Origin of the sequence: Ensifer adhaerens (assembly GCF_020035535.1) — a bacterium.
Lineage (GTDB): Bacteria > Pseudomonadota > Alphaproteobacteria > Rhizobiales > Rhizobiaceae > Ensifer.
In genome coordinates, this window is record NZ_CP083349.1 from 1,081,001 (window position 1) to 1,100,324 (window position 19,324).

At 63.3% G+C, this 19,324-nt stretch carries 18 protein-coding genes; 8 read left to right on the forward strand and 10 right to left on the reverse strand.

Annotation, left to right across the window (positions count from 1 at the left end):
• Window positions 1–8 precede the first annotated feature (8 nt).
• From LAC81_RS05230 to LAC81_RS05265, 8 genes are all read right to left on the reverse strand, one after another.
• Window positions 9–713 (reverse strand): NUDIX hydrolase, encoded by a 705-nt coding sequence (locus tag LAC81_RS05230; RefSeq protein ID WP_328716991.1) that lies wholly within the window; start codon window positions 711–713, stop codon window positions 9–11.
• On the reverse strand, window positions 710–1,165 hold the full coding sequence (locus LAC81_RS05235) for a DUF983 domain-containing protein (protein ID WP_223726987.1): 456 nt from the start codon (window positions 1,163–1,165) through the stop codon (window positions 710–712). Before LAC81_RS05235 ends, LAC81_RS05230 begins: the two co-directional genes overlap by 4 nt.
• Window positions 1,166–1,190: 25 nt before the next feature.
• A complete protein-coding gene (gene rnr / locus LAC81_RS05240; protein WP_223726988.1) occupies window positions 1,191–3,563 on the reverse strand; it encodes a ribonuclease R in 2,373 nt (790 codons plus the stop codon).
• A 2-nt stretch (window positions 3,564–3,565) separates the two neighbouring features.
• The gene (gene topA, locus LAC81_RS05245) at window positions 3,566–6,232 is read right to left on the reverse strand and encodes a type I DNA topoisomerase (protein ID WP_223726989.1); all 2,667 of its coding nucleotides are present in this window, start codon (window positions 6,230–6,232) and stop codon (window positions 3,566–3,568) included.
• 230 nt (window positions 6,233–6,462) lie between these two features.
• Window positions 6,463–7,611 carry a DNA-processing protein DprA gene (gene dprA, locus LAC81_RS05250; RefSeq protein ID WP_223726990.1) on the reverse strand — a complete coding sequence of 383 codons (1,149 nt, stop codon included), beginning with the start codon at window positions 7,609–7,611 and terminating at the stop codon, window positions 6,463–6,465.
• Window positions 7,611–8,222 carry a glycerol-3-phosphate 1-O-acyltransferase PlsY gene (gene plsY / locus LAC81_RS05255; RefSeq protein ID WP_223726991.1) on the reverse strand — a complete coding sequence of 204 codons (612 nt, stop codon included), beginning with the start codon at window positions 8,220–8,222 and terminating at the stop codon, window positions 7,611–7,613. The genes dprA and plsY overlap by 1 nt, the downstream gene beginning before the upstream one ends.
• Before the next feature lie 30 nt (window positions 8,223–8,252).
• Window positions 8,253–9,545, reverse strand: a complete 1,293-nt coding sequence (locus tag LAC81_RS05260; protein WP_223726992.1) for a dihydroorotase — start codon at window positions 9,543–9,545, stop codon at window positions 8,253–8,255.
• A complete protein-coding gene (locus LAC81_RS05265) occupies window positions 9,542–10,483 on the reverse strand; it encodes an aspartate carbamoyltransferase catalytic subunit (protein WP_113537787.1) in 942 nt (313 codons plus the stop codon). Before LAC81_RS05265 ends, LAC81_RS05260 begins: the two co-directional genes overlap by 4 nt.
• 157 nt (window positions 10,484–10,640) lie before the next feature.
• Here LAC81_RS05265 and LAC81_RS05270 point away from each other — a divergent pair, with 157 nt between their 5' ends.
• Entirely contained in the window at window positions 10,641–12,293 is a 1,653-nt protein-coding gene (locus LAC81_RS05270) for an acyl-CoA dehydrogenase family protein (RefSeq protein ID WP_223726993.1), read from the forward strand.
• Between the two features lie 27 nt (window positions 12,294–12,320).
• Here the strand turns inward: LAC81_RS05270 and LAC81_RS05275 are convergent, their stop codons facing one another.
• The gene (locus LAC81_RS05275) at window positions 12,321–13,256 is read right to left on the reverse strand and encodes an AEC family transporter (RefSeq protein WP_223726994.1); all 936 of its coding nucleotides are present in this window, start codon (window positions 13,254–13,256) and stop codon (window positions 12,321–12,323) included.
• A 222-nt stretch (window positions 13,257–13,478) separates the two neighbouring features.
• Between LAC81_RS05275 and LAC81_RS05280 the strand changes: the two genes are divergently transcribed.
• Window positions 13,479–13,634 (forward strand): hypothetical protein, encoded by a 156-nt coding sequence (locus tag LAC81_RS05280; protein ID WP_223726995.1) that lies wholly within the window; start codon window positions 13,479–13,481, stop codon window positions 13,632–13,634.
• Window positions 13,631–13,972 carry a DUF6105 family protein gene (locus LAC81_RS05285; RefSeq protein ID WP_113537790.1) on the forward strand — a complete coding sequence of 114 codons (342 nt, stop codon included), beginning with the start codon at window positions 13,631–13,633 and terminating at the stop codon, window positions 13,970–13,972. The genes LAC81_RS05280 and LAC81_RS05285 overlap by 4 nt, the downstream gene beginning before the upstream one ends.
• Here LAC81_RS05285 and ruvX read toward each other — a convergent pair.
• A complete protein-coding gene (ruvX, locus tag LAC81_RS05290) occupies window positions 13,918–14,403 on the reverse strand; it encodes a Holliday junction resolvase RuvX (RefSeq protein WP_223726996.1) in 486 nt (161 codons plus the stop codon). The genes LAC81_RS05285 and ruvX overlap by 55 nt on opposite strands.
• Before the next feature lie 81 nt (window positions 14,404–14,484).
• Between ruvX and LAC81_RS05295 the strand changes: the two genes are divergently transcribed.
• The 5 genes from LAC81_RS05295 (at window position 14,485) to LAC81_RS05315 (ending at window position 19,247) form a co-directional block, all read left to right on the forward strand.
• A complete protein-coding gene (locus LAC81_RS05295) occupies window positions 14,485–15,189 on the forward strand; it encodes a metal-dependent hydrolase (RefSeq protein ID WP_223726997.1) in 705 nt (234 codons plus the stop codon).
• Window positions 15,190–15,298: 109 nt separating this feature from the next.
• Window positions 15,299–15,586, forward strand: a complete 288-nt coding sequence (gene gatC, locus LAC81_RS05300) for an Asp-tRNA(Asn)/Glu-tRNA(Gln) amidotransferase subunit GatC (RefSeq protein WP_223726998.1) — start codon at window positions 15,299–15,301, stop codon at window positions 15,584–15,586.
• A gap of 50 nt (window positions 15,587–15,636) precedes the next feature.
• Window positions 15,637–17,118: an Asp-tRNA(Asn)/Glu-tRNA(Gln) amidotransferase subunit GatA gene (gatA, locus tag LAC81_RS05305; RefSeq protein ID WP_223726999.1), complete on the forward strand. Its 1,482-nt coding sequence runs from the start codon at window positions 15,637–15,639 to the stop codon at window positions 17,116–17,118.
• An 85-nt stretch (window positions 17,119–17,203) separates the two neighbouring features.
• Window positions 17,204–17,683 carry a GNAT family N-acetyltransferase gene (locus tag LAC81_RS05310; RefSeq protein ID WP_223727000.1) on the forward strand — a complete coding sequence of 160 codons (480 nt, stop codon included), beginning with the start codon at window positions 17,204–17,206 and terminating at the stop codon, window positions 17,681–17,683.
• A 106-nt stretch (window positions 17,684–17,789) separates the two neighbouring features.
• Entirely contained in the window at window positions 17,790–19,247 is a 1,458-nt protein-coding gene (locus LAC81_RS05315) for a sensor domain-containing diguanylate cyclase (protein WP_223727001.1), read from the forward strand.
• The last annotated feature ends 77 nt before the right edge of the window (window positions 19,248–19,324 follow it).

The window sequence follows — 19,324 nt, forward strand, 5'->3', positions numbered from 1 at the left end:
GAGGATCCTTAGAGCAACGTGCGGACGAGGCGCCCACGGCGCGCGGCATAAAGTGGCACCGCTCGCTCACAGGAGAGCGACGGATCGGTGTCGAGACTGCTTCTGAGGTCCGCGAGAATGATGGCGGTGATGTCAGGTATCCTTAGGGACGGAGAATCGTTCACATCGATCCACTGCAAATCCTGAAGCTCCCGACTGTCCAGGAAGCGCGTCGGATCGATTTTAGCCTCGTCCGCAAACAAAGCGAAGAAGCGTGTATCGAACCGCCTCGCGTGGCCCGGAGGGGTGATGGCCCGAGCCATATAGCGCAACTTTTCCAGGTCGGGAAGGAACGGGACCGATGCGGTGGCAGACGGCGCCGGTTGGCCGACGGCGATGCCGGCCTCTTCGTAAAGCTCGCGCAGTCCGGCAAGGGCGAGCGCACGAGCGCGCGCGTCCGTGAGTTCTCGCGTGCCGACCGCTTTCAACGCGTGCAGGACGGATGGATGCAAGTCGGAGCCAAAGCCGATCCGGTGATCGCCGGCATCGCGCCGCCCGCCGGGGAAAACATAGAGATCCGGCATGAAGACATGGGCGCTGTGCCGTTTGCCCATCAAGACCCGCACGCGTGCCCCCTGGCGGTCAAGCAGCATGACGGAAGCCGCGTCGCGTGGTCTGACGGCCGCGGAACGCTGGCGCTCGACCTCGCCGCCCGGGCTCCGCGCGGACGTCATGCCCTGTCGTCTCGCGGCGGCAGGACGTCTTCCGGCGCGTCTTCGTGACCGCCGAAGCCATGCATCTTCAGCGCCCATTGCAGGCCGATGACGGCGCCCTTGACCGGCTGCAGCAGCGCCAGAGAACTGATGACGGTGATCGGCGCCCAGATCGCCAGATGCTGCCAGCTGTTCAGCGGCAGGACGAGATCGGTCATCATGTAGCCGGCAAGCACGAGGTGACCGACGATCGTCACGACGATATAGGGCGGGAAATCATCGGCGCGGTGATGGTCCATGCGCTCGCCGCAGGCGGCGCAGGCATCGACCGACTTGACGTAGCTGCGAAACAGCTTGCCGCTACCACAGGCCGGGCAGCGGCCAAGAAAGCCACGCTTCATCGAAAGGCCAACGGAGCGTTCGTCGCTTTCGCTGCCGCCCAGATGAAGTGTTTCGCTTGCTGCTGCTTTCATGCCTATTCCTCTGCCTTACGGGGATCTATCGCCTGCCTCTCGGCGGCCGAGTTCCCGGCTTCTTGCTTGCTCCGGTGCGATCGCGACGGCCGGACTTGTGGAAGGAGCGTGTCGCCGTCGGCATCTTGCGCCCCTCGCTTTGCATCTCGAACCTGAGCGCACCCGCAAGCGGAACCGCCTCGACGAGCTTGACGCGCACCGGATCGCCGAGGCGATAGCCGAGTCCGGTTTTCTCACCGGAAAGCGCCTGATGCGCCTCATCGTAGATGAAGTAGTCGCGTCCGAGCGTAGATATAGGAACGAAACCGTCGGCACCATAGGCGGGCAGGGTGACAAAGAGTCCCGCCTTGGTGACACCGGAAACACGGCCTTCGAACTCTTCGCCGACGCGGCCATTCAGATGGTGCGCGATCAGCCGGTCGACGGTGTCGCGCTCTGCTGCCATGGCGCGCCGCTCGAAGGTCGAGATCTCCGCGGCGATGTCGTCGAGCACGCTCTCTTCCTGCGGCGTCAGACCGCCTTCACCGAGACCGAGCGATGCAACCAGAGCCCGATGCACGATAAGGTCGGCATAGCGCCGGATCGGCGAGGTGAAATGCGCGTACTTCAAAAGGTTCAGGCCGAAGTGCCCGATGTTTTCCGGGCTGTAGATCGCCTGGCTCTGAGAGCGAAGCACCATCTCGTTGACCATCGTCTCGAAGGGCTTGCCTTCGGCCTTGGCGAGGATGCCATTGAAATGATTCGAGCGCATGTTGCCGCCCTTGACGAGCGAGATGTCGAGCGTCGCCAGGAATTCGCGCAGGCTCTCCTGCTTGGCGAGCGAGGGCTGGTCGTGCACGCGGTAGATCAGGACCTGGCGCTTCTGCTCCAGTGTCTCCGCAGCGGCGACGTTGGCCTGGATCATCATCTCCTCGATCAGCTTGTGGGCGTCGAGACGTTCGGGAATGAAGACACGGTCGACCGTGCCGTCGGACTTCAGGATGATCTTGCGCTCGGGCATGTTGAGCTCGAGCGGCTGGCGCCGGTCACGGCCGCGCGTGAGAATGCGATAGGCTTCCCACAGCGGCTTCAGGATCGTGTCGAGGATCGTCCCGGTCTTTTCATCAGGATTGCCGTCGATCGCCGCCTGGGCCTGCTGGTAGGAGAGCTTCGCAGCACTCTTCATCATGATGCGGTGGAAAGTATGGCCGGCCTTGCGGCCCTCCTTCGAGAAGCGCATGCGCACGGCTAGCGCCGGGCGGTCGACGCCTTCCTTGAGGGAGCAGAGATCGTTGGAGATCCGCTCGGGCAGCATCGGCACCACCCGGTCGGGGAAGTAGACCGAGTTGCCGCGCTTCAGCGCTTCCAGGTCCAGCGCGGACTTCGGCCGAACATAATAGGAGACGTCGGCAATCGCGACGGTGACGATGACGCCGCCGGGATTGTCTTCGGACGGGTCCGGCTCGGCATGCACAGCGTCGTCGTGATCCTTCGCATCGGCCGGGTCGATCGTGATGAGCGGCAGCGTGCGCCAGTCCTCGCGGTGCGCCATGGTCGCGGGGCCGGCGGCATTTGCCTCTTCGATCACCCGGTCCGGAAAGACATGGGGGATGCCGTGCGCGTGGATGGCGATCATCGAGATCGCTTTTTCGGACGCAACCGAGCCGATGACGTTCTGCACCTGGGCGCGTGGCAGCCCGTAGCGGCCATGCCGCGAGAGCTGCACTTCGACCAGATCGCCGTCCTGCGCATTGCCGGTGAACTCTGGATCAACAAGGATCTCCTCGCCGCGCTTTTCGATCGGCATCAGGCGGCCACCGCCGCCGGGCGTCGAACGGAAGACGCCGAGCACGGCATCCTTGCGTTTGTCCAGCACCTTGATGATACGCGCAGTATACGCCGGGCCGCCCCGTTCCTTGGCCGGGAAGATCTTGGCGAGCACACGGTCGCCGAGACCGCCGACCGGAGCCTTGCCCTTACCCTTGGCGACAGCGGATTGCTTGATCAGCACCGCCGGTGCGACGCCGTCGTCGTCGAGCCATTCGGCCGGGCGGCCGATCAGCTCGCCATCGACATCGCGGATGGTGATGTCGAGCACCGTCACCGGGGGCAGCGCCCCCGGGCGCACCAGCGACTTGCGCTTTTTTTCGACGAGTCCATCGACTTCGAGCGACTTGAGCAGTGCCTTGAGCTCGACCCGGGTCTCGCCCTTGAGGCCGAAAGCCTTGGCGATCTCACGCTTCGAGGCGCGCTCCGGGTTTTCGGCAATGAAGCGCATCAGCACGTCGCGCGGCGGAACCGCGCCGTGAATGATGTTTTCCTTTTCGGGGGCCGGCCCAGCCTTGGCCGCGCGATCAGGCTTTTTGCCCATGTTTCTCTTGCCGGGCCGTTCGGTCGGGTCGCGCGGTATTCTGGTCAAATTCAGCTCTTCTTGGCCTTGGTGGCCGTCTTGGTTTTGCTCTTGGCGGTCGCCTTGGCCTTGCTCGGCTTGGTGGCGCCATCCTCGGTTTTTGCAGCAGCCTTCGTCGTCTTGGCTTTGGTTGCCTTGGCCTTCGTCGTTCCGCCCTTTGCAGCGCGCTCAGCGATGAGCACGAGGGCTTCTTCGACCGTCACAGACTGCGGATCCTTGCCCTTCGGCAGGGTGGCATTGACCTTGCCCCAGTTGACGTAGGGGCCGTAGCGACCGTCGCGAACGGTGATCGCACCGCCGTCGGGGTGGTCGCCAAGCTCCTTGAGGGAAGCGGCAGCCGTGCGTCCACGACCGGCGCCGGCCTTGGACTGCTTGTCTGCGAGGACGGAGACAGCGCGGTTGAGGCCGATCGAGAAGACGTCCTCGATCGATTCGAGGTTGGCATAGGTGCCATCGTGCAGCACGAACGGTCCGTAGCGGCCAAGGCCGGTCGAGATCATCTTGCCGGATTCCGGATGCGCGCCGATATCACGAGGCAGCGACAGGAGAGCCACAGCCTTCTCGTGGTCGATCGTTGAGGGCGTCCAGCCCTTCGGCAAGCTCGAGCGCTTGGCTGCCTTGCCGTCGCCGCGCTGGACATAGGGACCGAAGCGGCCGCTGCGCAGCGTGATTTCTTCGCCGGTATGGGGGTCCTTCCCGAGCGCCTGCGGCTCGTTCGAGACCGCAGCCTCCTGATCGCCGCTGCTGTCGGAGGAAAGCTGGCGTGTGAAGTTGCACTCCGGATAGTTCGAGCAGCCGACGAAGGCGCCGTACTTGCCAAGCTTCAGCGACAGCTTGCCGGTGCCGCAGACCTGGCAGGTTCTGGGATCGCCGCCATCCTCGCGCTTCGGGAAGACGAGCGGTGCCAGTTCCTCGTTCAGCGCGTCGAGCACGTTGGTGACGCGCAGTTCCTTGGTTTCCTCGATCTGCGCGAAGAAGTCCTTCCAGAAGTCGCGAAGCACGTCCTTCCAGTTGACTTCACCGGCCGAGACCTGGTCGAGCTTTTCTTCGAGCGACGCTGTGAAATCGTAGCCGACATAGCGCGTGAAGAAGCTTTCCAGGAACGCTGTGACCAGCCGCCCCTTGGCCTGCGGGATGAGCTTGCGCTTGTCGTTGGTGATGTAGTCGCGGTCGAGCAGCGTCGTGACCGTCGCTGCATAAGTGGATGGCCGGCCGATGCCGAGCTCTTCCATCTTCTTGATCAGGCTCGCTTCCGAGTAGCGCGGCGGCGGCTCGGTGAAGTGCTGCGAGGCGTTGATCTTCTGCTTTGCGCAGCTTTCGCGCGCGTTGATCTCCGGCAGGCGACCATCCTCGTCACCGTCGTCCGTCTGCTCGCCGTCTTCCTTGGCATCCGTATAGGCAGCGATGAAGCCGTCGAAGCGGATGACGGAGCCGGTGGCGCGCAGGCCAGCCTTCTGGCCACCATTGTCGGCGGTGATTTCTGCCGTCGTGCGCTCGATCTCGGCGGATGCCATCTGGCTCGCGATGCCGCGCTTCCAGACAAGATCGTAGAGCCTGAGCATGTCGCCATCGAGGAAACGGCGAACCTCATCCGGCGTGCGGTTGAAATCGGTCGGGCGGATGGCTTCGTGGGCTTCCTGGGCGTTCTTCGCCTTGGTGGAATAGAAGCGCGGCTTTTCCGGCAGGTAGCGTTCGCCGAACTGGCTGGCGATCGCCTTGCGCGACGCTTCGACCGCTTCCGGCGCCATCTGTACACCGTCGGTACGCATATAGGTGATCAGACCGACGGTCTCGCCGCCGATGTCTACACCTTCATAGAGCTTCTGCGCGACCTGCATGGTGCGCGAAGCCGAGAAGCCGAGCTTTGAGGAGGCGGCCTGCTGCAGCGTCGAAGTGGTGAAGGGCGGCGACGGATTGCGCTTGACCGGCTTTGCCTCGATGCTGTCGACGACATAAGCGGCGCCGTCGAGCAAGGTCTTCAGCCGGGTTGCTTCTTCGCCGTTGCCGATCGCCTTGGGTGCCAGACGCTTGCCGTCGGCCGAGACGAGGCGAGCCTCGAACTCGTCGCCGCGCGGGGTCTTCAGTAACGCGGAAATGTTCCAGTATTCTTCGGAGACGAAGCGTTCGATTTCGGATTCGCGGTCGCAGACGAGGCGCAGCGTGACCGATTGTACGCGGCCGGCCGAGCGGGCGCCCGGCAGTTTGCGCCAGAGCACCGGCGAAAGGTTGAAGCCGACGAGATAGTCGAGCGCGCGGCGCGCCAGGTAGGCATCGACCAGGGAGATGTCGATGTCGCGCGGATGTGCAATCGCCTCGAGAACCGCCTTCTTGGTGATGGCGTTGAAGGCGACGCGCTTTACCGGCTTGTCGCCGAGCACCTTCTTCTTCTTCAGGAGGTCGAGCACGTGCCAGGAAATGGCTTCGCCTTCGCGATCCGGGTCGGTTGCGAGAATGAGACCGTCCGAGGATTTGACCGCGTCGGCAATGTCCTTCATACGCTTCGCCGAAGCGCCGTCGACCTCCCAGGACATTTCGAAGTCTTCGTCGGGACGGACCGATCCGTCCTTCGCCGGCAGGTCGCGCACATGGCCAAACGAAGCCAGCACCTTGTAGCCAGGCCCGAGGTACTTGTTGATCGTCTTTGCCTTGGAAGGCGACTCCACCACTACAACATTCATCGTCATTTTCTGAGACAACCGGTTCTGGTTCGGGCGTCAGCGCCGTTCGCGCCATGTGTCGCCTTGTATCGATGCCCCGAAATGGACAGGGATTCGTGCGGGGTCAAGAGGGTTCACCCAAAATAACGATGAGAGGACGCGATGCAACTCGCACAAGATTGCACCGTATCCGCAATCTGCAATGGATCTCTCACTGCTTCCTCAAGGCTGCTGACCGTCATCGCTGACGCTCATTCGATCGAGGTGAGCGACACGAGCCCACCGGCGTGGCGATCGAGCCGGCCAGCCAAATCGAGTTCCAGGAGAAGCAGGTAGACCTGCGCCGGCGAAAGCCCGGTGTGCCTGACGATGTCGTCGGTTTCAACAGGTGTCGGACCAAGCGCGTGGACGATGGCCGCACGGTCGTTATCGCTGGTGGCGGCTGGGGCGCTCGGTCGCATTTGTCCCTCCGGTTCCCTGACGCTCCGCAACGGCAACTCGAACTGGCTGAGCGGCGCCAATGCCTCAAGGACATCGTCCGCCGACGTCGTGACGATTGCGCCCTGTTTCAAAAGGTCGTTCGTACCATGGCACCGGGGATCGAGCGGTGACCCTGGAGCGGCAAAGACGAGCCGTCCGAAGTCGGCTGCATAGCGGGCGGTTATCAGGGACCCGGAGCGGTGGGCTGCCTCGACGACGGTTACGCCGAGGCTGATACCCGCAATCAGCCGGTTGCGCCGCGGGAAATCGCGTGCGCGCGGTTCCCAGCCAAATGGCATCTCGCTGATGGCCAGCCCCCGACCGGCGGTGATCTCGTCCAGCAACCCGATATTCTCTGGCGGGTAGGGCCGGTCCAATCCGCCGGCAAGTGCGGCGATCGTGCCGGTTTCGAGGCTCGCCCGATGGGCGGCCGTATCGATGCCGCGCGCGAGACCTGAGGTCACGGTATAGCCGGCGCGGCCCGCGTCGCGCGCAATCATCGCTGCGAATTTGGCGCCACTGGCCGAAGCATTGCGCGAGCCGACAATTCCGAGCGACGGGCGGGCTGCCGCCTTGAGGTCGCCCTTCATGGCGAGAAGTGGCGGAGCGCCGTCGATCTGCCGCAGCGCCGCGGGATAACCTGGCTCGCCGATGCCGATGAAGACGGCGCCGCAGCGTCGTGCCGCTTCCAGTTCCCGTTCCGCTTCACTCACGGTCGCGACGCGATAGGCCTGCTTGGTCCCACCGCGCCGGGATAGTTCAGGAAGCGCGTCGAGTGCGTTTTCCGCGGTGCCGAAGTGATTGATCAGGTCCCTGAAGGCGATAGGGCCGACATTGTCGCTGCGGATCAGCCGTAACCAGGAGATTTTCTGTCGTTCGGTCAGCGCCACTCCGGTTCGTCCTGCGCTGCCTTCAGACATTATCCCTTGTCCCCGATCTTGCTTTCCGTGCCGGCGAGCAGCCGCTGAATGTTGGCGCGGTGCTTTACCCAGCTAATGACGGTCATTACCGCGAAAAGGAGAGCGACCTTTTCGTTCCCTACCGCGTAAAGTAGAATCGGAATGATAGCCATTGCAACCAGGGCGGACAATGAGGAGTAGCGGCTGATTTTCGCCATGGCGAGCCAGATCGCTGCGAAGGCCAGCACCATGATGGGAGCGAGGCCGAGCAGGACGCCGATATAGGTGGCGACACCCTTGCCTCCCTTGAAGCCGAGCCAGACCGGATAGAGGTGGCCGAGAAACGCAGCAAAGCCGGCGGCGATGCCCGCTTCAACACCCCAATAGGCGGCGATGGCCGCAGCCGCGGCGCCCTTCAGGGCATCGAGCAGCAGGGTAGCCGCTGCCAGCTTCTTGTTTCCGGTTCTCAGCACATTGGTCGCGCCGATGTTGCCCGAGCCGATCTTCCGCACGTCGCCGAGCCCCGCCATGCGGGTCAGGATAAGTCCGAACGGGATCGAGCCGAGCAGATAGCCGAAGCCAAGGCTCAACAACGTCAAGGGCAGCCCAAGCTGCCAGGCAAATAGATCCACCGGTTCCCCTCCCGCGCGACCGCTTCGGGCTTATGCGGAATGCACAAGCTTACCGGCAACATAGGTTTGCACAACCCGGCCGGTAAAGCGTGCATTTTCAAATGGCGTGTTCTTGGAGCGCGAGACGATCGCTTCCCTGTAGAGCACCCACGGTTCGTCGAGGTCGAGGACCGTGATGTCGGCCTTGGCGCCCGGCTTGAGCGTGCCGGCGTCCAGGCCGAAGATCGCTGCCGGTCGGGTCGACATGGCGTCGATCAGGCGCATCAGCGGAACCTGGCCGCCGTGGTACAGCCGAAGCGCTGCAGCCGCGAGCGTTTCAAGGCCGATTGCGCCATCGGCGGCGTCGGCAAACGGCAGGCGCTTGGTGTCGACGTCCTGGGGATCATGCGAGGAAACGATAATATCGATCGTGCCGTCGGCGAGCGCCTCCGCCATGGCAACGCGGTCGTCCTCGCTGCGAAGCGGCGGCGAAAGCTTGAAGAAGGTGCGGTATTCGCCGATGTCGTTTTCGTTGAGCGCCAAGTTGTTGATGGAGATGCCGCAGGTAACGTTGGCGCCGCGCGCACGCGCGGCGCGGATGGCTTCGGCCGATTCGGGAACCGAAATCTGAGCGGCGTGATAGGCCGCCTTCGTCAGGCCGGCGATGCGCAGGTCACGCTCCAGCGGAATGATTTCCGTCTCGCGCGGGATGCCGGAAAGGCCGAGCCAGCTGGCGAGCAGGCCCTCGTGCATGACGCCGTTTGCGCCGAGATACTTGTCGCGGGTCTCTAGGGAGATGACGGCGCCGAATTCGCGCGCATAGGTCATGGCGCGGCGCAGAACCAGTGTGTCGTGGACCGATCGACGGCCATTGGTGAAGCAGACCGCTCCGGCTTCGCGCAGCAGGCCGAACTCGGTCATCTCTTCCCCGGCAAGCCCCTTGGTCAGGGCCGCGGCCGGATGGACGTTGACGAGCGCCTTGTCGCGCGCCGTCTTCTTCACGAACTCGACCAGCGCGATATCGTCGATCACAGGGTCCGTGTCCGGCATCGCAATGAAGGTGGTGACGCCACCGACGGCGGCGGCGCGCGACGCGGACTCGAAGGTTTCGCGATGCTCGCTGCCCGGTTCGCCGACGAAGACGCGGGCATCGACGAGGCCCGGGACTGCGGTGAGCCCGGCACAATCCTTGACGAAGGCGCCGTCAGGCGTGCCCTGGTTTTGCGCATCTGCTCCGGCAGCGAGGATACGGCCGTCGCCTCCGACGATGATCGTACCTGTTTCGTCGAGATTGCGCGAGGGATCGACGATGCGGAGGTTCTTCAGAACGAGTGGTCTGGTCATAGGCGCGGCCCCTGGTTCTGCGAGAGAAGCAGCGTTTCCATCACCGCCATGCGCACGGCAACGCCCATCTCGACCTGCTGTTCGATCACGCTCTGCGGGCCGTCGGCGATTTCCGAGGCGATTTCGACGCCGCGGTTCATCGGGCCCGGATGCATCACGAGCGCATCCTCCTTGGCGGCCTTGAGCTTCTCGGCATCAAGCCCGTAGTAGTGGAAGTATTCGCGCACGGAAGGCACGAAGGAGCCGGCCATGCGCTCGCGCTGCAGGCGCAGCATCATGACGACGTCCGCATCCTTCAGGCCTTCGGCCATCGAATGGTAGACCTCGACGCCCATGTCGGCGATCCCGGAGGGGAGCAGCGTCGCAGGTGCTACGACACGGACACGCGCCCCCATCTGGTTCAGGAGCAGGATGTTGGAGCGCGCCACGCGCGAATGCAGCACGTCGCCGCATATCGCCACGATGATGCGCGAGAGCTTGCCCTTGGCGCGACGGATCGTCAGCGCATCGAGCAGCGCCTGGGTCGGGTGTTCGTGCTGGCCGTCGCCGGCGTTGACGACGGAGCAGGAAACTTTCTGCGCCAGAAGCGCGGCGGCACCGGCCGAGGAATGGCGCACCACCAGCACGTCCGGGTGCATGGCGTTCAGCGTCATCGCCGTATCGATCAGCGTCTCGCCCTTTTTCACCGAGGAATTGCCGACCGACATATTCATGACGTCGGCGCCGAGGCGTTTGCCGGCAAGCTCGAAGGAAGACTGCGTGCGGGTCGAGGCCTCGAAGAAGAGGTTGATCTGCGTCAGCCCCCGAAGCGTGGAGGTTTTCTTTTCTCGTTGACGGGAGATTTGGACGGCTTCATCGGCGCGATCGAGCAGATAGGTGATATCCTGCTCCGTGAGCCCCTTGATGCCGAGCAGGTGGCGATGCGGGAAAGTGATCATGGGCCGCCCTTGCGCTCTGGAAATGTGGTCGCTCTATAAGACTTGCCCCCCGGCACGGCAAGGCTTGGGCGCCACCGTCCGCAGAAAACTTGCAACGGCGATCGTATCTTTTTCGCGCCCCGTTCCGTGGCCGTGAAACTTGCGCTAGAACCGGCCCATGAATCAGATGAACCGGACTGAACAGAAACTCGCCGAGCTGAACCAGCCCAAGCCCTGGTCCGGTGTCAACGCCTATCGCTCCGATCCGCTGGTGGTGGACATCACCTCGTCGATGAGCAAGACGTTGCGCGACGAATTCGACGTGCTCGGCCGTTATGTCACCTCGCCGGAAGCGCAGGAACTGGCGCGCATGGCGAACGAAGGTCCGCCGAAGCTGAAGACGCATGGTCCGCGCGGCGAACGTCTCGATGTCGTCGAGTTCCATCCGGCCTGGCACGCGCTGATGCGCCGCTCGATGTCATCGGGTCTGCATGCGTCCGCCTGGGAAAACCTCCCCGATGAGCGCAACCAGTCGCATAAAGTCCGCGCCATCCGCTTCTATCTGACGGCGCAGCTCGAATGCGGCCATCTCTGCCCGCTGACCATGACCAGCGCGTCGCTTGCCGCGATCACCGCGTCACCGGCCGTGCAGAAGGAATGGGCGCCGAAGATTCTGTCTCGCAAATACGATTCCACCAACCGTCCGTGGATGCAGAAGTCGGCGGTCACCGTCGGCATGGGCATGACCGAGAAGCAGGGCGGCACCGATGTGCGCGCCAACACCTCGACGGCAGAACGGGTGGGCGAGGGCATCTACAGGCTCAACGGCCACAAGTGGTTCATGTCGGCGCCGATGAGCGACGCTTTCGTCATGCTGGCGCAGACCCGCGACGGTCTCGCGTGCTTCCTCGTGCCGCGGCTTCTGGAGGACGGCAGTGCCAACGGCCTGCGTTTCCAGCGGCTGAAGGACAAGATCGGCAACCGCTCTAACGCCTCGTCGGAGGTCGAGTTCTCCGACACGTTCGGCTTCATCCTCGGCGCGCCGGATGCCGGCATTCGGACAATCCTCGACATGGTGACGCTGACGCGGCTTGACTGCGCGCTTGCGTCGGCCGGCATGATGCGCGCCTCGCTCGCCGAAGCCGTGCACCACACACGCGGCCGGAAGGTCTTCGGCAAGCCGCTCGTCAGCCAGCCGATGATGACCCGCGTCCTTGCCGACATGGCGCTCGATGTCGCTGCGGCCAGCGCTCTCTCGTTCCGTCTCGCGGAAGCCTTCGACAAGGCACGCAGCAGCTCGGAAGACGCGGCCTACGCGCGGATCATGACGCCCGTTGCAAAATACTGGGCCTGCAAGATCGCGCCGGCGCTGATCTATGAGGCGATGGAGTGCCTGGGCGGCAACGGCTACGTGGAGGAACGCGCGCTGGCGCGCCACTACCGCGAAGCGCCGGTCAACGCCATCTGGGAAGGGTCCGGCAACGTCATGGCACTGGACGTGCTGCGCGTGCTCGCCAAGGGCAAGGATCTTTTCGAGCAGCTCTTCGTCGTCCTGGCGCGCGATCTCGGACCCGCCGGCCGCAAGACGATCGAGGTGTTGCGCGCGGCCATGTCGCTTTGCGAGCGCGACGAGGGGGCGGCGCGCATGCTGGTCGAGCAATTGGCGCTCGCCGCCGCCGCCGCCGAACTTTATCGTCTCGGTGCCGGTCGTATCGCCGACGCGTTCCTCGAATCGCGTCTCGCCGCCGGGTGGCGCTCGACCTACGGCATGCTCGATTCGCGTTTCGATTCCGCCTACATCCTCGATCTTCTCTATCCCCCCGCGACGTAGGTCGTCGGGTCCCCGCGACGTAAGTCTTCAGCGCCCTGCGGCGTATGCGGTCAGGTAGAGGACGAGCGGGATCGTGAAGAACGAGACGACCGTTTGGATCGTCGCGACCGCGGCGTAGAGTTCGGCGTCGCCATCCATCTGCTTGGCCAAGAGATAGCCGTTCATCGCCGTCGGCACGGCCGCGCCGAGCGCAATGACCAGCAGGGCGTCGCCGCGAATGCCGAGCAGGTAGCTCGCGCTCACCATGAACAGCGGCATGACGATCAGCTTGAGAAAGACTGCGAGCAGTGCCGTTGCGCTCGGCTTCAGGGCATCGGATGCGCGCAGGCCCGCGCCGACCATCACCAGTCCGAGGCTGAGAGAGGCGTTGGCCAGCATCTCAATCGTGGTCATCACGGGACCGTAGATCTTCAGTCCGATCATGTTGACGAGTATGCCGAGCACGGAGGCAACGATCAGCGGATTGGTGACGATCTTGGCGAAGAAGCGCCTGAAGTCACGATTTCCCCCGCCGAACCAGACCAGCACGCCGATGTTGTAGAGATTGATCGGGATGATCACGAGCGTCATCACCAGCGCGGTCAGCGTCAGGCCGATCGGCCCATAGAGCTTCTGCGCGATCGCGAGCGCCATGAAGCCGTTCCAGCGTGTGGCTGTCTGGAAGACTGAGGTGAAGGAGGCACCTGACACCTGTCTGTCTCGAAACGCCGGCCAGAGCAAAAGCACGAAGGCCGACATCAGGCTGACGCTGCCGATTGTCGCGATAGCCGTTGCGTCGGCCTTCAAGCCGGCAAAATCTGCCTGGGCCAGTGTCGAGAACAGGAGGGCAGGGAACAGGATGAAGTAGCCGAACTGCTCAAGCCCGAGCCAGAGGCTCTGGTCGACGAATGTCGAGCGCTTGAGCCAGGCGCCAAGCAGAACCAGCAGAAAGATGGGGAGGATGCTTTCGAAGACGACGGTCATGGGGGAGGGCCTGCATGGGGGAGAGATATCGCTACCCGAAATTTGCAAGGACCGGAATGGGCTTGCCGCCTGGTCGGGAAAGATCGGTGCGCGATCGCCCCCAGGGGCACGAAAAGACCTGGCCTGTGAAAATTAACCTTAACAAATGGTTTACGTTGCGCGCCTTCCGCATAGGGAGGAAATTGACCAGGCATTTCAACAGAATCCGGATGGAGCGGTTCGGTGAGAACTGGTCTTTTGATCATCATGATGATGTTTTTCGCCGGACTGGCGCTCGATATTGCGGTCCCGACGATGGTCCTGCTCGCCTTGCTGGTGGCAGATCGCGCCATATATCCGCTAGTCTACCGCCGCATTTCGGAAAGGGGAGCCGCATGAAGTGGTTTCTGATCCTTTGGGCCTGCCCGGTCATGTTCCTCACGTCGTGGTACGGTCTTTCCTACTACGACATGAGCTTCGGCTTCTTCATGCTGACGCGGCAGACCCATGATCTGGTGTTCCAGGTCTACGGCAACGTCCTCGGCATTCCGCCAGAGACGATCCCGCCGCTCGTCGCGCGAGCGATCGTATTCGATAGCTTCGTGGTCTTTGCCATCATCGGTTTCCGCAAGCGCCGCCAGATTGCGGCCTGGTATCGTCGTCGTTTCGGTGCCGGCGAAGCTCAGTCCGAGAGAGCGTCCCTTGCGAGCGACGTCAGCCTGTCGAGTGCGCCTTGAAGAATGAAGGACGCGGCAGCCGAATCGATGCGTTCGGCCCGCTTCCGCCGCGACACGTCCATCTCGATCAGCACACGCTCGGCCGCAACGGTCGAGAGCCTTTCATCCCAGAAGATGAAAGGGAGCGGAGTTTTTTGCTCCATATTGCGCACGAAGGCGCGGGTCGCCTGACAACGGGGTCCCTCGCTGCCGTCCATGTTGACGGGCAGACCGATGACAAAGGCCGCGATCTTTTCCTTTGCCGCCACCGACAGTAACGCTTCTGCGTCCGCCCCGAACTTGACCCGGCGGATCACCTCGCGAGGTGTCGCGAAGCGGCGACCGAGATCGGAGACAGAAAGACCGATCGTCTTGGTGCCGAGGTCGAGCCCGGCAATCGCCTGGTTCTGCTGAAGCTGGGCTGCCAGCTCTTCGATGGTGAGAATTGCCATGTCGGTGTCGATTCGATCTTTGCGCGGAGGACTGTCTGATCCATATGCTGTTCCGACACGCAAATCATCAGGGAGATCGTCATGAAGATCAAATGGCTGGGTCATGCCGCATTTCACATCGAAACGGCAAAGTCCAAAATCCTCATCGACCCCTTCTTCACCGGCAACCCCGCCTTTAAGGACGAGGAGCGCCGTGACGCAACTGCCGGGCTTACCCACATCCTTTTGACCCATGGCCATGGCGACCATGTTGGCGATACGATTGCGATCGCCAAGGAGACGGGGGCGACCGTGGTCGCCAATGCCGATCTCGCTGCCTGGCTCGCACGACATGGCGTGAAGGCTTTGGAGATGGGAAACACCGGCGGCACCATTCAGCTCGGCGCGTTTTCCACGACCTTCGTCAACGCACTCCACTCGTCGGCTCAACTCACAGAGGACGGCGTTTCCCATTCGCTCGGCAATGCCAACGGCCTGGTGCTGCATTTCGAGGACGAGCCGACGCTCTATCACATGGGTGATACGGACATCTTCTCCGACATGGCGCTGATCGAAGAGTTGCACCAGCCGGAGATCGGCATCGTGCCGATCGGCGATCGTTTCACCATGGGCGGGGCGGTTGCAGCACTTGCCTGCCAACGCTTCTTCAAGTTCTCGACGGCGATCCCCTGCCATTACGGCTCGTTCCCGATCATCGACCAGACGCCCGAGACCTTCGTTGCCGGCATGGAAAGCGCGTCCACCAAGGTGGCGACGCCGCAGGTCGGCGGCGTCGTCGAGGTCTGATGTTGCGCCTGGCCTTTTGACGAGAGGCCCGGTACTCCGGCAATTCCCCCGTTGCGTGGCTCGCCCTGCGCCATTATAGCGGGGGAAGTTCCAGTTACCGGAGACGATCATGTCCGTAGACCTTGCCACCGTGAAGCGCGTTGCGCGCCTTGCCCGTATCGCCGTCAGCGAAGAGGAAGCCGAGCGGATGATGGGCGAGCTCAATGGCATCCTCGGTTTCGTCGAGCAGCTCTCCGAAGTGAATGTCGAAGGCGTCGAGCCGATGACCTCGGTAACGCCGATGGAGATGAAGAAGCGGACCGACATGGTGTCGGACGGCGACAAGGCTGACGATATCGTTGCCAATGCGCCGAACTCCGATCGCAATTTCTTCCTCGTTCCGAAGGTGGTCGAGTAATCTCCCGCCAGCCGCCCCGACGTTTCTGATTGCGAAAGCCAGATTTTACCATGACCGACCTTACCAGCCTGACGATTGCCGAAGCCCGCGCGAAACTCGCCGCCAAGGACATCACCGCCGTCGAACTGACCGACGCCTATCTCGGCGCGATCGATGCAGCTAATGAGGCGATCAACGCCTACATCGCCGTCACGCCCGAGAAGGCACGAGAGATGGCAAAGGCCTCGGACGCACGCATCGCCGCCGGCAAGGCCGGCGCGCTTGAGGGTATTCCGCTCGGCATCAAGGATCTCTTCGCCACCGAAGGCGTCCACACGCAGGCCTGCAGCCATATTCTCGATGGCTTCGAGCCGCGCTACGAATCGACCGTGACCCAGAACCTCTGGAACGACGGTGCGGTCATGCTCGGCAAGCTGAACATGGATGAGTTCGCCATGGGCTCGTCGAACGAGACGTCTTACTACGGTGCGGTGAAGAATCCGTGGCGTGCCAAGGGCTCCAACATGGATCTCGTTCCGGGCGGCTCGTCCGGTGGTTCCGCCGCAGCCGTCGCCGCGCATCTCTGCGCCGGCGCGACCGCCACCGATACGGGCGGCTCCATTCGCCAGCCTGCCGCCTTCACCGGCACCGTCGGCATCAAGCCGACCTATGGCCGCTGCTCGCGCTGGGGCACCGTCGCTTTCGCCTCGTCGCTCGACCAGGCCGGCCCGATCGCCCGTGACGTGCGCGATGCGGCCATCCTCCTGAGGTCGATGGCAAGCGTTGACGCCAAGGACACGACTTCGGTCGATCTGCCGGTGCCGGACTACGAAGCCTCGATCGGCAAATCGCTCAAGGGCATGAAGATCGGCATTCCCCGGGAGTACCGCGTGGACGGTATGCCGGAAGAGATCGAAGCGCTCTGGCAGCAGGGCATTGCCTGGCTGAAGGACGCCGGTGCCGAGATCGTCGACATCACCCTGCCGCACACGAAATACGCGCTGCCGGCCTATTACATCGTCGCTCCGGCCGAAGCCTCCTCGAACCTCGCCCGCTATGACGGCGTGCGCTACGGCCTGCGCGTCGACGGCAAGGACATCGTCGACATGTACGAGAAGACCCGCGCCGCCGGTTTCGGCCAGGAGGTCAAGCGCCGTATCATGATCGGCACCTATGTGCTTTCGGCCGGTTACTACGATGCCTACTATCTGCAGGCGCAGAAGGTCCGCACGCTGATCAAGCGCGACTTCGAACTGGCGTTCCACGCCGGCGTCGACGCGATCCTCACACCTGCAACGCCGTCGTCTGCCTTCGGCATCGCCGACGAGGACCTGGCGTCCGATCCCGTGAAGATGTACCTGAACGACATCTTCACGGTGACGGTCAACATGGCCGGCCTTCCGGGCATCGCCGTTCCCGGCGGCCTCGATCACAAGGGCCTTCCGCTGGGCCTGCAACTGATCGGCAAGCCGTTCGAGGAAGAGACGCTGTTCAAGACGGCACACGTCATCGAGCAGGCCGCCGGACGCTTCACGCCCGCCAAGTGGTGGTAATCTCTTGAAGGGCGGTGCCGACGAGGTATCGCCCTTTCTTCTCTTGAGTCCGTTGTAGCCATTCCTGTCGCGGAGGAGCCGCGTCATGCCAGCCATTCGCCATGCCCGCGCCGGCGACGTCGACCGGCTGACGGATGTCGGTCTCGCCGCCTGGCAATCCGCGATTGCCGGTCTTGCCGATGGTGAGAGAATGCGGCGTGTGGCAGAGGCCTCGTTCTTCCGTTTTCTTTCCGAGCACTGGTTGTCCGTTCTGTTGATCGAAGCCGAAGGCGGCATTCGCGGCTGGGTGGCGCGCGAGGATTTCGACAACGCGATATCCGACCTGTGGATCGAGCCGGCGGCCCAGGGCAGGGGCTTCGGCGCCTTGCTGCTTGGCGAGATCGAGCGCCGCATTGCTTCGGACGGATTCGAGGTCGCCACCACCAAGACCCATGCGCGCAATGACCGAGCCGTGGCCTTCTTTCGCAACCGTGGCTACGGGGTCAGTTGGCTTTCCACCGCCTACGCACCGCAACTCGACAGCGATGTCGAGTTCATCGGCTTGAGCAAAGCCCTGACCGAGTAGGGCGAGAACTGCCGACCCATGGATATCCGTGCATGGCTGCGACCCGGAAAAGGCTCTGGCATATTCACGTCTCGTTCATTAGACGCATGAAATATGACGGGTGTTTATGTGGTGTGACACGGCAGAGGGGCGCTCGTTGCAGATGCTGGAGAAGGCGGCCGCGCGGCCGTTGGTTCTGAAACCCTTCCACCATTCGTTTTGGGTCATGGCTCTCGGGGTGATCGTTTTCGCCGCTTGCGTGCTCGGCATTCTGAGCCGCCCGGTTGGCATGCTCGCCTCCATCTGGCCGGCGAATGCAATCCTTCTCGGCCTCCTGATCAGAAATCCGTCGCTCGCCAGCCCGGCCGGTTGGCTGACGGCAGCGCTGGCCTATGTGCTTGCTGATCTGGCGACGGGGGCAGACTTGCATCAGGCCATCGCCCTGAACGTTGCCAACATGGCCGGCGTTGTCATCGGCTTCTCGCTTTTCCGGCGCTTCTCCGTGGAGCATCGGCATCTGCGCCGGGCACGCTCGGTGCTCTATATGTTTGCAGCCTCGTCGCTGGCGGCGACGGGTGCTTCGCTCCTGGGCGCATTTGCCGTCCGCTTGTCGTTCGGAACTGCCATGTCGGATGCCTTCGTGGCATGGCTCACGACAGAATTGGTCAATTATGTGGTTCTGCTTCCAGTCTTTTTAGCGGCGCCACACCTCGACGACGGTGCGCGGGCTCAGCCTGCGGCGGCGACGGCGGTTCCCGGTAGTGCCTGGCCGTTTCTTTCCTTGATCGTCTCTTGCGGCGCCGCTCTCGCGATCGGCGGTCCCGGTGCCTTCGCCTTTCCGGTGCCGGCGCTTCTGTGGTGCGCGCTCAGCTACGGCCTGTTCCCGGTCACGGTTCTGACCGCGATCGTCTGCGTATTGACGCAGATTGCCGTTGCATCCGGCGCGTTGCGCCTCGGCGTCAGCGGCGTTGCCGAGGCGACGCTGACATCGACGCGGCTCGGAACGACGCTTCTCGCCCTCTGCCCCCTGACGGTTGCCAGCGTCGATACGGCGCGGCGGGCCCTGATCGGGCGTCTGTCCCATGCGGTCGATTACGATTCTCTGACCCAATGTTTGGCGCGCGCGGCCTTCGTGGCGCGTGCGGCCGCACTGGTCGCAACGCCCGGATCCCGAAACGGCGGAACCGTCGTGATGATGCTCGATATCGATCGCTTCAAGGCGGTCAACGACACTTGCGGCCATGCTGTCGGGGACCGAGTTCTGATCACGGTCGCTCGCGCCGTACGGTCCGTGCTTCGTTCCGACGATCTCGTCGGAAGGCTGGGTGGTGAGGAGTTCGCCGTGGTGCTGGCGCGGCAATCCCCGTCCGATGCGCTCAAGGTCGCCGAACGGCTGCTGGCGGCCGTGCGCGCACTCGACGTCGATCTGGAACAGGGCGGCAAACTCGCGGTCACCATCAGCATCGGCACGGCTGAGGTTTCCGTCCGCAATGCGGACCTGGACGGATTGCTGCTTGCTGCGGACCGCGCGCTATACCAGGCCAAGGCCGCCGGACGTGACTGCGTGCGGAGCGCCGGTGGTTGACTCAAGGTAAAGGTGTAGCTTCACCTTACGTAAAGAGCCGACGATATCGGATATCATCTAACGTCCGATATCGTCGG